Here is a 15,759-nt window from a genome sequence, read left to right as displayed (position 1 = left end):
GAGTAAAAAATGGAAAAGAGTAAATTAACATCTAAAATAGCGGCAGCTTTATGCGCAATTGCATTAACAGGTGTGGGTGCAGTCGTAATTGCTGAAAACAGTACTCAAATAGTAAGTGCGGCTACTAAAACTGATAGAGTATGGCTACAATATGGTACTTTAAAATATGATTTAAAAGGACCCTCGGGTCGAGTCTATCGGGCAGGGACTAAAGTTGTAAGGGATATTTATATGGAAAGTAAGCCATCAACTTCAATACCTGCACGGCCATTCTATTTAACTTTGATTATTGGTGGTAAGCCAGGCATGCAGGGTATTCAAGATGCTGGCGGCGGACTAATTAATGAAAAGTACGTTGATGCGAATGATTGGTATTTAACTGATTATCCATCTGACAGTACAACTTTAGTAAGTAATGCTACCAACAATCCCGATTTATCATCTAGTGACTTCCATCCAGTAGATAGCAATAATCCTGATATTGCGTCGGTAAATCGAGATAAGCTTAGAAATGTAATGGCTGATTTTACACGCAAAATTAATTTTAATAAATTAAGTGCAAATGATGAAAAAGTTGTTGCTGATATTAATGTGCGCGAAAGCAGAGCAAATAGTATGGATACTACTCAAACTGAAATAGATCAATTAAGTGAGTACGTTCAAAATGTTATTGACGCGTACAAAAAGACAGGTCATTTAACAGGTGCATATGATCCAGCTAAAGGCACTGAAACAGGCTCATCCACTAGCAGTTCATCTGATAATGCTGATAATACCACAGGTGACAATTCAACTTTGATTAATGCATCTAAGTCACGCAAGGTAAGATTGCGTAAAGCTTCTTATCGATACACTAGCAAAGGCAAACGCGTGTCAAAGAAGCTATTGAAAAAGGGCAGTATAGTAACAACCAATGGCAAAACCTACCGTATTAAAGGAAAGGCATATTACCGCATTGGCAAAAATCGCTATATTCGAGTTGCCAATGTTGCGAAATAGTTATAAGTAAATAATAACTGAAAGAAATTAAAAGAGTAGCCTCTTTATGGCTACTCTTTTTGAGCGTTTAAATGATTTGCTAAGTATAGATGGTGTTACTTACTATTTTAGATAAAATGCTGATAAACTTTGGTAAATTATTGTTTTAAGCTAATTAGTACGCAAAACCTGGGTAATGATGATTTCTTAACTTTTTAGCAAGTTTTGCAGAGCGATACCAATGCTCTGAGCTATAAAATGTTGGTCCGGTAGCATTGGTTAATACCCAATGACCATTTAGTTTAGAAACATTAAAATGTGCTCCTGCACCTGAAGATTGATCCCAACCATATAGTGTAATCCAGTTTTTTCCTCTAACTTTTGTATGATCCATAATGTATTCCCAGCCAGCGGTTTTTTTGCTGTATCTTGGAGTAGATTTGGGTTTGTTGTGTAAATATCCTACAAGTTTTTTCCCATCTGTATAAAAAAAGCTCTTATTTTTAGTATAAACAGATTTTTTCATCTTTTTAGTATATTTATCATAATGATACCATGTGCCACGCATATTTTTTGGATATACTGCTGTATTTGATTTTGCGGATACATCTGAAGTGTTGCTTGCGAAAACTCCTAAGCTAATGATAGCTATGAGTGCAATCCATATTTTTTTAAGTTTCATTAAGTTACCCCCTTTATTTAATAATATTTTAATTATTATATTACTATTTATTTAAATTAACAATCAGAGTAACATTAATAAATTACAATCCAGATAAAGTGGTAGAAAGATATAAAGATAATTTATGACAGAATCTTCGATGTAAGCGTATTAAAAAGCGCATATGTGATTAATGACACAAGTAATAGAAGTAAGTTTTTGTCAAATTAACGTTAATTAATTGGGCTAATTTTTTAAAATAAATCATTCCAAAAGTAATATTAGTGATAAAATTAACTTATTAATGAAAGTGATTACAAAAAAGAAGAAGGATAGAATCATGATTTATCAAAAAGATACTAAATGGGATGCTAATTACGATGTTGTTGTACTAGGTTTTGGTGGTGCTGGTGCAACTGCTGCTCGCTTTGCAGCTGATAGTGGCTCAAAAGTACTGCTTGTTGATGCAGCACCAGAAGGTCATGAAGGAGGCAACACACGTTATTCGGCCCAATTGATCGGAACTGGTAATGATTTTGATGAGTTAAAGAAGTACTACAAGAACTTGACTGCACCAATGTCACTTGACGAAGAGATGATTGATACTTACGTTAAAGGGATGGTTAACACACCAAACTATGTCACAAAATATTTAGGTGTAAAGCCATGCAGTGCAAAGCAATACGCACCCGAACGTTTGCATCATGCCTACGAAGAATTTCCTGAATTTGAAGGATCAGAATCCTATGATTTTACAACTGTTCGCGAATCTTGGTTTGACGCAGCTTTATGGAAAATTCTAAGAGCAAAAGTAGTTGAACGTAAGGACAATATTGATGTTATGTACAGCACACCTGCCAAGGAACTGATTCAAGACCCTGAAACTCGTAAGATTGAAGGGGTTTTGATTGAACGCGAAGGTAAACTGCTTAAGGTTCAAGCTAAAAATGGTGTGGTAATGACAACTGGTGGTTTTGAAAATAACCAAACCATGGTTGAAGATTATCTTGGCGCCAAGAGATTAGCACCTTTAGGAACTCTTTACAATAAGGGTGACGGCATCAAGATGGCTGAACAAGTCGGTGCAGACTTCTGGCACATGCACAACTTTGAATCACTTGGCTTACTTCACGGAATGGCTTTTGCAGTGCCAAAGGGTGAACGTGGTCGTCTGATGCTTGGTGCACAGAATATTGCTGTTGCTCATGGTAGTTCATTTGTTATTGGTGATGATGGTACAAGATACTTCGATGAAGCTGAAGAAAACCGTCATGGTCACATTAAGAATCATGGCCAATGGAAAGTGCCAATCAATCAAGAGCACCCATACTTAATTTTTGATGAAGCTAAAAAGGCAGAATTGGATGCAGACCCAATTATTGGTAGTTATCCAGTATACAAAGAAAATGTAGTTAAGGCCGACTCTGTAGAAGAACTAGCAGATAAGATTAAGGTAGATCCTGCTATTTTGAAAGATTCATTGGAACGCTTCAACAAAGCTGCTCAAACTGGTGATGATCCTGAGTTCCGTCGTGATCCAAAGACTATGCGTGTGTTTGCTGATGGCCCAATTTATGCTATTCAAATGGAGCAGACAATGCTTAACACCCAAGGTGGAGCAAGAAGAAATGCTCAAGCTGAAATTTTGGATACTAAAGGTCAACCAATTCCACACCTATATTCAGCTGGTGAATTTGGTGGTATTTGTGCAAACCAATATCAAGGTGGTAACAACATTGCTGAATGCTTGATTTGGGGTAAGATTGCTGGTGAAAATGCTGCTAAGGCTAAAGACGATGTTACTGTTGATGCAGCAACTGGTGCTTCTAGTCATGATGTTCACTTAACTTCTGACCTTAACCATGAAACTTTTGAAACCGGCAAAGATCAATATATTGGTAGAACAAATGGCGGTATGGGCGGCGAAATCGTCGTTCGTGTTACTGCGGACAAGGACAAGAACTTGAAGAAGATTGAAGTTCTAAAGCAAGCAGAATCCGAAGATTACGGCTTAAAGGCAGTCAAGACATTACCTGAAGAAATGGTTAAGCAAAATAAAGTTGATGTTGATGCAGTTTCTGGTGCTTCAAGCACAAGTCGCGGACTAAAAGATGCGGTTAATGACGCATTAAGTAAAATCGATAAATAATTCAAAAATGAAAAGGCCATTGGTTAGGATGGCCTTTTTCTGTACAATTACTTTAATACCAATCCAATAACTTATATTAATTGAATGGACAGGAAAATGAACTTTACTCAATTGCGCTGTTTTATTAAAGCAGTGGATAATTCAAGCTTTACAATTGCTGCAGAGCGACTCAATTTTTCTCAATCTGCGGTCTCAAAAAATATCAAGGATCTTGAGGATACAATTGGTGTGACGTTAATTAATCGTGCACACCATCGTATTTCATTGACCAACGCTGGTAAGTATTTTTACCGTGTTGCACGCAATGTTGTTGATGATATGGATTATACTGTAGCGTATTTGCAAAGTAAGAAAAATGATCCAGAAACGTTGCTGCGAATCGGAGTTTGCGACACGCCCTTAGAGCAAAAAATTTTACCAATCTTTTTGCGCAAGCTTCGTGAATCTGGTAGCAATATTAATGTCCAATTTGTCTTTGTCCTTAATAATTCGATTGGCGAATTATTAAACCATCACGTTGATATTTGTGCGATTGCACGTGACGACGTTGATATTGTTGATGACGTTTTGTTTGAGCCACTGATTACGGGAAAAGTGGTTATTGCATGCCCACAAGATTCTGAACTTGCTCAAAAAAAGCTAGTTACAATGGCTGATTTGAAGGACAAAAATATTTTTTTGCTGGATCCTAACAGCTCATTGAATGTTCAAATGAACTTTCAAACTACCTTAGTTAATAGTTTGGGAATGGAGCATATTAAATTTGTCCAAGACTTTCTCGCAATGGATATCTATGTGCGTGGAGGCTGGGGTTACGGGATTTTGCCGAACTTCATTGCTGATTCACAATCTGAGGGTATTACTTATGTTCCGATTGATTATCACGATATTTCTCCTTATGGAATTGCATATATGGACTCTTTTTCGAATAAATCAGTTTTGGAAGAAGTACTAAAGACATTGGAGAGTGCAGTTAAAGAGTATTCACAAGTAAATATAAATAAGTAACTCACAAATATAAAAATAATGAAAAGCACTTGTATTTAACGCTGAAGCGTTGGAATATAAGTGCTTTTTTGATGACAACTAAATTTTAAAATAGTTGAACATTCCATTTAGTAATCTTCAATTCTAAAGATGGTGCAGAGATTCACTTTATTAGCAGTATGATGAAAGCGGTTAGAAAAATTGCTTTAAAAGTGAGGGATAAAAAATGGACAATACTTATGACGTTATTATTGCAGGAGCAAGCAATGCCGGTGGAATGGCAGCATGCGCAGCCGCCGAAAAGGGTGCTAAAGTCCTGTTAATTGATAAACAAGGGAGTTCCCAATTTCTCTACCGCTCATTCTTTGCAGCACTAGATAGTAATGCACAAAGAAGAGCTGGCATTAAAGTTGATAAAGCTAAACTGATGAACTTCTTAACCTTGTTTTTCCAAGATAATGTTGATGAACGTTTGTTATGGACCTGGGCTAATCACACGGATGAAACAGCTAACTGGCTGGAAGATAACATTTTGAAGCCTAATGGTGGAGTCTTAAGACCGCAATCTGATGCTCATTATGAAACGATTGTTAATACCGCGTTTAACACCGAATTGGCAATCGCAACCCCTGATAATGGTTGGGCTCATTATGGTGATTGGATGATTGATAAGATTAAAGAGCTCGGAGTAACTCTTAAATATAATACTAAGCTTGAAGAATTAGTAACGGATGGTAGTGGTGCTGTTACCGGCATCATTACAAGTGACCGTTCTAGTGGTGAAAAAACTGAATACCATGCCAATAAGGGAGTCATTATCTGTACAGGTGGTTATGGTGGAAACGTCGAATTAATGAAGAAGTGGGATCCACTTGGCTACAAGAAAAATGTTTATTCAGATGGACCTCGTGATGATGGTTCAGGTATTCTTGCTGGTCTTAAAGTGGGAGCTGCTCGTGATGAAGAACCAGCTGAAATTATTTTTGATCGTGGTGCTGTACCAGTTGGCACTAATGCTGAAGACCACTATCAAATCGACTTTAAGGGTCCCGGATACTTTTGGATGGGTGCTTATCCGTTACTAAAAGTAAACCTTAATGGTGAACGTTTTGGTAACGAAAGTGTTCCCTATCAATTTGACGTTAATGCAATGGCTAAGCAGCCTGGCTACTTGGAAGCACAAATTTGGTCAGAAGACACAATGGATCATTTGGCTCAATTTGATACCCAGGGCTGTTCACGGTTAGGTTGGCCTGGCATTTACAATACTGAGGAAAACAAGGAAGAAATACAACGCAGGATTGATGACGGCATGATTCAAAAGGCCGACACAATTGAGGAATTAGCTGAAAAGCTGGAATTACCAAAAGACAACTTGGTTGCAACTGTTAAACGCTATAACGAAATGTGCGAGCAAGGTGAAGATACAGACTTTGGTAAAGAAAAGTTCAGATTATTCCCAGTTGATAAGGCACCATATTACGGTGTCATTATGGGCGGTCGTCTTCTCGCAACACTTGATGGATTACGCATCAATACCAAGATGGAAGTTATCGATAAAAAAGGCAAACCAATTCCACATCTTTATGCAGCTGGTAATGCAAGTGGTGGTTTCTTCTGGGGTAGCTATCCTGACCGTGTTCCTGGTCTTACTTGCAGCCACGCTCAGACTTTCGGTCGATTGGCTGGGCAATACGCAGCTGAAAATTAGTTTTTATCAATAAGGAGTTAAAGAATCATGGAAGAAAAACAATTACCTAAACTTTCGAGTTATCGGTGGGTAATATTAGCAATTGTTGCATTGCTTGATGCAACAAGTAATTACATTCAATTTCAAGTGTCGGCTTTGGCTGTTCAAATTATGCCAGCTTTGCATATTTCACCAGCTCAACTACAAAGCCTGGGTATGGCACCAATGTTGATTGCGGTTTTCTTGAGTATTCCTGCAGGATCACTTGCAGATAAATTTGGTGCTAAGAAAATCGTTACGATTGGTTTGATAGTATCTTTAATCGGTGCATTTGGGCGCTTAGTAGCAACTAATTTCGCAACATTAATGATTATGTTGTTATTATTCGGTGTTTATATGGCACTCTTAAATGCGAATACATTGAAAATTTTCGGTGTTTGGTTTAAGCAAGATACGAATTTAGCAATGGGCGTCTTCTTTGCTTCAGCTAGTGTAGGAATTATTTTAACTCGTATTACTAGTCCACTATTTCCAAGCGTAAAAGCAGCATATACTTTTTCATCATTTTTACTACTCATTTTAGCTATTTGCTGGATTGTTTTTATAAAAGATGCCCCAAAGGACGAGCCAATTCCACAAACTCAAATGAAACAAGGTAAACCGGAATCATCGCTCGACTTCTTCAAGGTTGCTGCTCATAGCAAAATGACCTGGATTGTAGCTGCTAGTGTTGGTGTTGGTATGGGTGCGAGTGAAGCATTCTCAAACATTATGCCTACTGCTCTTGCAGCAAGGGGAATGACTCCTATTCAAGGTAATACTGTAGCTGCTGTAGCTACGATCGGTAGTCTATGTGGTTCACTTTTTGGACCAGCGATAATTGGAAAAGCAAAAAAAGCTAAGCCACTAATGATTACAGTAACCATTTTGGCTGGACTTCTAATCGCACTTACTTGGTTTATTCCATTAGGCATGCCACTTACTATTTCACTAATACTTGGAGGACTGTTTGGTGCAATGACTGGTCCTTTAATGCAAGCAATGCCTATCACATTCCCTGAAATTGGACCAAAATATGCCGGTTCTGCCGGAGGTCTAATCGGAACTGTTTCATTATTATTCTCATACTGTGTACCAGTTATTATTTCTGTTATCGCAGGAAGCAATTATATGATGACATTTATTATTCAAGGAATTGTTTTAATGCTTACAACAATTTTCATGGCTATTTTACCTGATGCTAATGCAGCCAAAAATGCTCGCCGTGGTAAATAACCGAAGGCTTTTTGAAAGGAATAATTCTTATGACAAAGGAAATTACAAAGATACCTGGTAAATATACAGGTTCTGGTCAAGGCAAAGAGAGCGAAATTAACCTTGAGGTTGAAGTTGGCTCTGACAAAATAGTTAATGTAAAACCATTAGATAAATATGCACCTGATAGCTTGGCAGATAATGCCTTTAAGAAAATGGCGCAAAAAATTGTTGACCATCAATCAGTTGATGTTGACGTTGTTTCAGGCGCTTCTGAAACTTCACGTGGAATTATCGAAGGTGTAAAAGAAGCTTTAGGCAAAGCACAAGTTGATTTTGCTGCTTTAAAAGAGAATAGCTCGCATTCTACCACTTCTGGTAAAAAAACAGTGGATGTTGATGTAGCAGTTGTTGGAGCAGGCGGTGCTGGTGTTGCTGCAGCTCTTGCTGCACGTCAACATGGTGCAAGTGTGGCTTTAATTGAAAAGACGATTTCACCTCTTGGTGCAAGTACTTTTGCCGGTGGAATGTTTGCTGGAGATAGTCAACAACAGAAGGAAAAGAATGCAGTTGTATCTAAGAAGTGGCTCTATGACGAATACATGGACGCTTCTCAAGGTTATATGAACTCAATTTTAGTTCGTCGCATTATTGATGAATCTGGTAAGACAGTTGATTGGTTAAACGAAAATGGCGCAATCATGAAGTTAGTAGATGCCGGAACGGGCGGTAGCTATGACCATATCGGCATGCCTGCTACATTGCATGGTTACCAAGAGGGCGGTACAAAAGCTGTCACTAAATTAATCGAAAAGTTTAAGTCTTTAGGCGGCCAAATGTACTTTGGTTTTGCCGGTCAGAGACTATTGCAAGACGAGAATGGCAATGTTACTGGTGTTGTCGCACAAGGCGATGATCAAGTTTTACATGTTAATGCTAAGAAGGTAATCATTGCTACTGGCGGTTTTGGTGGTAATCCAAAAATGCGTAAGGAGTACTTGGGCGATGTAAGTACACAAGGCCAAGTTTTACAAAATACTGGTGATGGCTTAAACATGGCGTGGGATGCCGGAACTGCCCACCATATTAATGGTTCTACGCATTACTTCTGGCAAACTTTTAGTGATGAAGATATTGGTGAAATGGCTAAAATTGTTGGTCCTAATTGGATGCCAATCAATGCGCTAGCTGATTTTCCAAACTTACGTGTTAACAATCGTGGTCAACGTTATGCCAGTGAAACTCATGCACTCGACTTTGCAGTTCACGGAGCTGAATTGTCAGAGCAACCACAACAAACCGAATTCGTTGTTTTGGATCAAGCAATGCTTGATAAGATCAAAGAAGGCGGAACAGTAGCAATCGAAGATCACTATGGCAAGTGGAAAGATCACCGCGAATTCTATATGGAATTCAATTTCCCTACTGACACTGACGAAGCAATCAAGCGTGAGCATGAAAAAGTTGATTTTACGGCACTTTTGGATAAATTGTCTTCAACCAATGTGGTATTTATTGGAAAGACTATTAAAGAATTGGCCCAGAGAATGGGGGTTAACGAAGAAAACTTGCAAAATGCAGTAGATCAGTATAATAACGCTAAAAAGAAGGGCGAAGATGATCTGTTCTTCTCTGACACTAAGCGCATGATTCCAGTAGAACAAGGTCCATTTTATGCCGTTAAATTTATTGCACGTAACTTAGGTACACTCGGTGGTGCAACAATTGACGAAAAAATGCACGCACTTGCTCCAGATGGTGAGCCCGTACCGAACTTGTATGTTGCTGGTGCTGATGCATCCGGAATGTACGGCAAAGCATACGTTGATTTCGAAGGCGGAACTTTAGGATTTGCTTACATTTCTGGCCGACTGGCAGGAATTGATGCTGCTGAGACAGCAAAAGCTGGTAAGTGATTATTAGCCAAAAAGGAGAATAATAATGGCTGAAGAAAAATATGATGTAGTAATTGCTGGTGCTGGACTTGCAGGCTTTGCAGCAGCTGCTGAAGCTGGTGAGCAAGGTTTAAAAACAATGTTAGTTGAAAAAGGCAAGACAACCGGTGGTACTGGTAACTATGTTGAAGGTGTTTTTGCAGCTGATTCGGCTTTGCAACAAAAGGACAACTCTGTACTTGATAAAGAAGAACTTTTAAAAGAAGAGTTAACCTATTCGCACTACAAGGCTGACGGCAAGATGTGGCAAAAGTACATTGATCAAGCAGGTGAGAATGTTTCTTGGCTTGAAGACCATGGTGCCAAAATTGCGATGGTTGCCGGACTTGGTGATGGTGCTAAAACATGGCATTTGTTTGAAGGCAAAGGTCATGATGCAATTCATAATGGTTTAGAGCCATATGCCAAAGAAAAAGGTGTCGAAATCAAGACATTAACTAGAGTTACTGATCTTCAAAAAGCTAAGAGTGGTTCCTTTGAAGTGACTCTGACTAATGTTGAAGATAATACCGATACAGTTGTTAAAGCTAAAAATGTTGTTTTAGCAACTGGTGGCTACTTGAACAATTTAGAGTTAATGGAACAAACACCACATCAAAACCCTGATAATGTTATTCCAGTAAATTCAGGCAAGAGCACAGGTGATGGCTTGAAATTGGCTTGGCAGCTTGGTGCTAAGCAATTCTTTACAGGGATGTCAATGATGTTTGGTGGCCAGCTAAAAGATCGCACAGTTCCATCATTTAAGTTATGGGGCACAGCAATTTGGAGCTCAGTTTGTGATCAACCACAAATGTGGGTTAATGAAATGGGCGAACGTTTTGTTGATGAAAGTGCTGCGGTCGTCAACTGGGCTAATGAAGGTAATGCAATGAACCGTCAAGAACGTGTTTTCTGCGTCTTCAGCCAAAAAATTCTGGACGATTTTACCGATAAGTCCTATCCAAGATCAATGAAGCCATTTGTACCAGAAGATCGCTACCCAACCTTGCGTGATGATATAGAGCAGGCCGAAAAAGATGGTCGTGAGTACTTACACAAGGCTAATACGCTTGAAGAACTAGCTGAAGAAATCGATACGCCAAATCTGGTTTCATACGTAAAACATTACAATGAAATGGCAGCAAACGGTGAAGATATAGATTTCCATAAACCTGCTAAATATCTATTACCTGTTGATGGCAATGGTCCGTTTTATGCAATTGAATTAGGTGTTGGAGCCTACACAACTGGTGACGGCTTAAGAGTTAACACAGATAATGAAGTTCTAGATACTAAAGGCAGACCAATTGAAGGACTATATGCAATTGGTAGTGATGGTTCCGCAGTTCTTTATGGCGATACATACGGTGTTAACGTTCCAGGAACACATGCCGGATATTGTATTTTCTCAGGTAGAAATGCAGTCAAAGCAATTGTAAATAAGGCATGAGCATAAGTTAGTTTTAATTCTATATTCTCTCAAAAAAACAACTTCCAAAAAATGGAAGTTGTTTTTTATTGGTTCTGGTTTTTAAATTCATTAGGTGACATTTGATAGACACTATAAAATGCGTTGTATAAATTACGATAGGTTTTGAAACCAGTTAATTCAGCAATTTCTACCCAAGATTTTGGAGAAGAGTTCATTAAATCAATTGCTTTATTTATTCGAACAAGTCTTAAAAGTTCAGAAAATGATGTCCCTAGACTTTTCTTTATTAGTCTTGAGGTATACCCCTCAGAATATGCAAAGTGTTGGGAAACGTCATGAATCTGAATATCTTTATCAAAATTTTGTGAAATAAAGCTGGTGAGTTCTTCAACAAAGTAAATGTTACTTTCCTGTTGATCGATATTGCTCTCTTTAGCGTAATATTCAGTTAATATTCGAACAACGTTAATAACGTTAGTGGTGACCTTAAGGTTTGTAACTAACGAACTATCCGAATTTCGTAAGTTTATAATGTCTTTAAAAGTTGAGATAAGTTCCTGATTAATCGCATTGGATTCTGTACATGAATTTGCAGCAAAAATATATTTATACAAAAACGTATTATTAGTAAGTTCATTCAAAAATGGCAATGGTAATTGGATACATAGTACCGAATTTTTTTGTAGACTTTTAGTCGAGTGTATTTGATACGGATTGATTGCTATAAAGTCATTTTTGCATAACAAAAAATTATGGTTTTTTAACTTAACTTCAAGTTTGCCATGTGCGCAATAAAGTAGTTCTGTGCTTTGGTGCCAATGCATCGGAATAACTCTATTTAAATTATGAGCATGAAAATTGAACACTTTGAAAGGCAATTTTTTTGAATTACTTATTTTTTCATGTTGGATATATGACATAGGCACTTCCCCTCTCAAAATATGTTGGAAGGTCATTATTTTACATGTTTCCTATTTAAAAAATGTATTTCAACTTCATTGGAAACGCTTTACTATTGTTTTAGAAAGATAAAGAACAGCAAGGAGGAGTTTTTATGAAGGAAAAGATGACTAACCTATTTCAAAAGTTGCAGCCATGGTTCGACAAAATAGGGAATAATAAATACTTACAAGCAGTCATGGGTGCAATGATGGCTACTTTAGGGCCCATGATTATTGGCTCATTTGCTACGTTAGTTGCAGTATATGCTGGCAGATGGAAGTTTGCTCAATTGGCAAAAATTATGGGTTTTGTTAACTCAGCAACAATTGGGGCAATTGCGTTATATGTTGCCTTTTTAATGGGAAAATATATCGCAAAAATGTTCCTTAAGGATGATGATGGAACGAGTGCAGGCATCATCGCATTAATGTCGTTTTTAATAATTACACCACTTGGAAATATTAAAGATGTAACTGCCATTCCAACAACTTGGCTTGGTGCTGATGGTTTGTTTTCAGCAATAATCGTTGGAATTGTAGTTGGTAGGTCATATGTTTACATGAAACAACATAAATGGACTATTAAAATGCCAGCTGGTGTTCCCCCAATGGTATCGGATACTTTCGCAGCCTTAATACCAACTCTCTTATTAGGTGTATTTTTCACTGTTGTAGCACTTGGTTTTAGTGTAACCTCATTTGGTAGTTTCCATCAACTTATTTTTTCAATAATTCAAACACCATTACAGCACATAGGTGGATCATTCTGGGCAATGGTTCTAGTCTGCTTAATTGAACAGATAATGTGGTTCTTCGGTATTCATGGAACTAATGTGATTACACCAATTGTTGTTCCTATTTGGATGGCTCTTGATATGCAAAACTTAGCTGCGTATAAAGCAGGACGTCCAGTTCCAAATATTTATGGCTATGCTTTCTTTAATTTTTACACTTGGGGCGGTACGGCATTAGGACTAGTTTTATTAATGCTGTTTATTGCAAAAAGTGAAAGATTTAAGACATTAGGGAAAATTTCTATTATTCCAGCTTTATTTGGTATTACCGAACCTGTGATTTTTGGTACGCCATTGGTGTTAAACTTTGATTTCTTTGTACCATTTGCAACAAACAATGCTATTGTTGTTATAATAGCTGGTTTATTAACTAAGTTAGGAATAGTTGCTAGGTGTACAGGAGCTCAGGCAGTATTTGGATTACCACTTGGTGTTCATGCTCTACTAGGAGGGCATATTTCAATAGTTATTTTAGTTTTAATTATTCAATTAGTAATATCACCTCTACTATGGTATCCATGGTTTAGAAGAGCGGATAAAAAAGCTGTAGCACAGGAACAAAACGCTGCTAAATAAACTGTTAATGAGAGGTTTTAATTAACCTCTTTTTCGTTAGAGGTATAAACAAATGAAAACAATCGAATTGAAACAATTGTTAAAAGATATGAGTCTGGATGAAAAAGTTGGGCAATTGGTCCAGTTATCAGGAGAATTTTTTCAAGCAAATGATATTTCATACGGACCCATAACCAAGCTGGGAATATCACAAAAAGTAGTGGACTTAGCAGGATCAGTTTTAAACGTTGCTGGTGCTGAAGAAACACGAAGGGTCCAGGACCAGCAGATGAAGATGCAGCCTCATCATATCCCAGTTATGTTTATGTCTGATGTCATTTATGGCTACAAAACAGTTTATCCTATTCCAATTGGTTTAGGAGCATCTTGGGATCCTAAATTGGTTAAGGAGGCATTTAATACAGCAGCGGATGAGGCTTCAGCTGCAGGAATTCATGTGGCCTATGCGCCAATGCTTGATACTGTTCATGATGCAAGGTGGGGAAGAGTTTTAGAATCTCCAGGTGAAGATCCATATCTAAATTCAGTATACGCAAAGGCAATGGTAGAGGGATTCCAGGAAAATTTTGAAAATAATAATGGTGTAGCTGCCTGCTTTAAGCACTTTGCTGGCTATGGTGCAGTTGAATCTGGTAGAGAATATAATAGTATTGACATGTCAATCAGCAATCTTTATCAAAACTATTTGCCAGCTTATAAGAGCGCTGTAAAGGCTGGGGCAAAAATGGCTATGACCTCTCTAACTTCATTGAACGGAGTGCCATCAACTGCAGATGAAAAATTGTTAAATGAGCTACTTAGAAAAACATGGGGATTCAATGGAATAATTATTTCTGATTATGCTTCAATTTATGAGCTAGTAAAACATGGCTTTGCCTCGGATGAATATGATGCTGCACATAAAGCTATCAATGCTACAGTAGATATTGACATGAAATCACCTTGTTATGCCAATAGTCTAAAGAAGTTGGTGGCTGATGGTAAACTTAACGAGGAAAAAATCGATGAGTCTGTTTGGCGAGTGCTGTCACTTAAAAATGAACTTGGGTTGTTTGAAGATCCTTATCGTGGCACTTCAGTCGCACGTGAAAATAAGAGCGTTTTGTCATCAGATAAGCGAGAACTAGCAAGAAAGCTAGCAAGCGAAGCTATTGTAATGTTGCAAAACAAGAACGATGTACTGCCACTTAATAAAAACGAAAAAATTGCATTAATTGGACCGTACAGTACGGATCATTCTTTGCTTGGGATGTGGGCAGTTCATGGTGAACCTAAAGATAGTGTTTCAATTCTTGAAGGTATAGAGCGTTACACTTCTAATGTTACGGCTACTAAAGGAACAGATATTAATCGAAGCCGAGAAATGCTAAAAGAAATGGGCTTTCCAAATGAGGAAGAAATTTCTAAAGTTATTTCTAATCAAGAGGTCGAGCATGAAAATAATGAAGAAGCACTTCAATTAGCTAAAAGGGCAGATGTTGTTGTGTTGGCGCTTGGAGAAAGTACTCTTGAGGCAGGTGAGGCAGGAGCAAAGACAAAGCTAACTTTACCGGAGAATCAATTAAACTTAATTAATGAAATATCCAAATTGGGAAAAAAAGTGGTCCTTTTGGTTATTAGTGGTCGTCCACTTGTTCTAACTAATATTATTGATAAAGTTGATAGTATTCTCGAATGTTGGTTCCCTGGAACTGAAGGCGGTGCAGCAATTGCGGACATTTTATTTGGAAAAGCCAATCCTTCTGGAAGACTGACAATGTCATTTCCATATAGTTCGGGACAGGAGCCGATATATTATAATCATTTATCAACAGGGCGACCAGTCGATGACTCTCAACATGTTGGACGCTTTGTTTCGAAGTACTTGGATGCTCCTGCTGCTCCACTATATCCATTTGGTTATGGCTTATCTTATGGTAAGGTTACTTATGAGAGCATGTCTCTAGACAAAAGTGTGATGACTCATGCTGGGAATATCGAAGCCAAAGTTGTTTTAAAGAATGATAGTGACTGGGATTGCCAAGAGACAGCCCAACTTTACCTGCATGATAAAGTAGCTACTATTGTCCAGCCTGTCAAAAAATTGATTGATTTTAAGAAAGTTGCTATAAAAGCTCACACCAAAAAAACTGTTAGCTTTAGTATCAGTCCAATGCAGTTAACTTTTTTTGATAATTATGGCGAAGAAATTTTAGAGAATGGAGATTTTACTCTGTTTATTGGTAGCAATTCTCGTGATTGTTTAGCAAAGGATTTTACTTTAACTGATTAAGTTAAGGGATATGTTAAAACTATCTAACTTCTCAAATAAACTTTAATAAATAAAAAGGGAGAGGCCCACTTCACACGGCCACTCCCTT

General features: G+C 37.8%; 11 protein-coding genes. 9 read left to right on the top strand and 2 right to left on the bottom strand.

What is annotated here, in order from left to right; translation table 11 throughout:
• Positions 1-9 precede the first annotated feature (9 nt).
• Positions 10-999, top strand: coding sequence for an SLAP domain-containing protein (locus F5ESL0263_RS07690; protein ID WP_122036118.1), 990 nt, complete (start codon positions 10-12; stop codon positions 997-999).
• Between the two features lie 154 nt (positions 1,000-1,153).
• Here the strand turns inward: F5ESL0263_RS07690 and F5ESL0263_RS07685 are convergent, their stop codons facing one another.
• Positions 1,154-1,660, bottom strand: coding sequence for a hypothetical protein (locus F5ESL0263_RS07685; protein WP_122036116.1), 507 nt, complete (start codon positions 1,658-1,660; stop codon positions 1,154-1,156).
• 319 nt (positions 1,661-1,979) lie between these two features.
• On the opposite strand from F5ESL0263_RS07685, the gene F5ESL0263_RS07680 reads away from it, so the two are divergent.
• The 6 genes from F5ESL0263_RS07680 to F5ESL0263_RS07655 all read left to right on the top strand — a co-directional run bounded on the left by F5ESL0263_RS07680 (position 1,980) and on the right by F5ESL0263_RS07655 (position 11,106).
• Positions 1,980-3,788 (top strand): FAD-binding protein, encoded by a 1,809-nt coding sequence (locus F5ESL0263_RS07680; RefSeq protein ID WP_122036114.1) that lies wholly within the window; start codon positions 1,980-1,982, stop codon positions 3,786-3,788.
• Positions 3,789-3,884: 96 nt separating this feature from the next.
• On the top strand, positions 3,885-4,796 hold the full coding sequence (locus tag F5ESL0263_RS07675) for a LysR family transcriptional regulator (RefSeq protein WP_158593029.1): 912 nt from the start codon (positions 3,885-3,887) through the stop codon (positions 4,794-4,796).
• Between the two features lie 205 nt (positions 4,797-5,001).
• A complete protein-coding gene (locus F5ESL0263_RS07670; RefSeq protein ID WP_122036110.1) occupies positions 5,002-6,486 on the top strand; it encodes an FAD-dependent oxidoreductase in 1,485 nt (494 codons plus the stop codon).
• Between the two features lie 27 nt (positions 6,487-6,513).
• Positions 6,514-7,740 carry a nitrate/nitrite transporter gene (locus tag F5ESL0263_RS07665; protein WP_122036108.1) on the top strand — a complete coding sequence of 409 codons (1,227 nt, stop codon included), beginning with the start codon at positions 6,514-6,516 and terminating at the stop codon, positions 7,738-7,740.
• 29 nt (positions 7,741-7,769) lie between these two features.
• The gene (locus F5ESL0263_RS07660) at positions 7,770-9,635 is read left to right on the top strand and encodes an FAD-dependent oxidoreductase (protein WP_122036106.1); all 1,866 of its coding nucleotides are present in this window, start codon (positions 7,770-7,772) and stop codon (positions 9,633-9,635) included.
• Positions 9,636-9,660: 25 nt separating this feature from the next.
• Complete coding sequence (locus tag F5ESL0263_RS07655; RefSeq protein WP_122036104.1) at positions 9,661-11,106, top strand: FAD-dependent oxidoreductase; 1,446 nt, start codon at positions 9,661-9,663, stop codon at positions 11,104-11,106.
• A 65-nt stretch (positions 11,107-11,171) separates the two neighbouring features.
• Here F5ESL0263_RS07655 and F5ESL0263_RS07650 read toward each other — a convergent pair whose 3' ends face one another.
• Positions 11,172-12,008, bottom strand: a complete 837-nt coding sequence (locus F5ESL0263_RS07650) for an AraC family transcriptional regulator (RefSeq protein WP_158593028.1) — start codon at positions 12,006-12,008, stop codon at positions 11,172-11,174.
• A gap of 134 nt (positions 12,009-12,142) precedes the next feature.
• Between F5ESL0263_RS07650 and F5ESL0263_RS07645 the strand changes: the two genes are divergently transcribed.
• The gene (locus tag F5ESL0263_RS07645) at positions 12,143-13,399 is read left to right on the top strand and encodes a PTS sugar transporter subunit IIC (protein WP_122036100.1); all 1,257 of its coding nucleotides are present in this window, start codon (positions 12,143-12,145) and stop codon (positions 13,397-13,399) included.
• 52 nt (positions 13,400-13,451) lie between these two features.
• Positions 13,452-15,671, top strand: a complete 2,220-nt coding sequence (bglX, locus tag F5ESL0263_RS07640; protein ID WP_122036098.1) for a beta-glucosidase BglX — start codon at positions 13,452-13,454, stop codon at positions 15,669-15,671.
• Positions 15,672-15,759: the final 88 nt, after the last annotated feature.

Source organism: Lactobacillus sp. ESL0263 (assembly GCF_003692845.1).
GTDB classification, from domain to species: Bacteria; Bacillota; Bacilli; order Lactobacillales; family Lactobacillaceae; genus Lactobacillus; species Lactobacillus apis.
Note: the sequence above shows the minus strand (reverse complement) of the source record. Positions and strands in the feature narration are given on the sequence as shown.